General features: G+C 58.7%; 1 protein-coding gene. It reads left to right on the plus strand.

The genetic code is table 11. The features are described from left to right. Nucleotides 1–105 precede the first annotated feature (105 nt). Nucleotides 106–380 (plus strand): hypothetical protein (locus JK635_RS29210; RefSeq protein WP_202655866.1); only part of this gene is annotated, 275 nt, incomplete at its 3' end.

A 380-nucleotide genomic window follows, 5' to 3' on the forward strand; every position in this document is an offset into this window, starting at 1 on the left:
TTCCTATTGACAGCACGACCCGCGTCCACTCTGCAGCAAACACGCGGCTGCGCAATGCCTCCGGCGCTGGTCTTTGCTAGCATGGAATCGACGTCTGGAGGACGTATGGACATTGTGCTTCTGGAACTGGTGCTGTGGGCCGGGCTGATCTGCTTTCTCTGGGTCATGAAAGACTCGCTGGGCAAGATCGAGTCCGAACTGGAAAGGTCGGCTACCCAAAAGGCGGCTGGGAAGGAATTTCATGGCAAGGATTTGGCCCGTGCCGACCGACTCTCCGATCCGATCGGCCGGCTGGGCGACGCCACTATCTACCGATTTGCCATCATTGATGGGCACGCTTATGAGTTCGATCACGTAGCCGCCAGCAAGGACGCGCCCCT

It is taken from the genome of Neobacillus paridis (genome assembly GCF_016765675.1).
GTDB classification, from domain to species: Bacteria; Bacillota; Bacilli; order Bacillales; family Cytobacillaceae; genus Neobacillus; species Neobacillus paridis.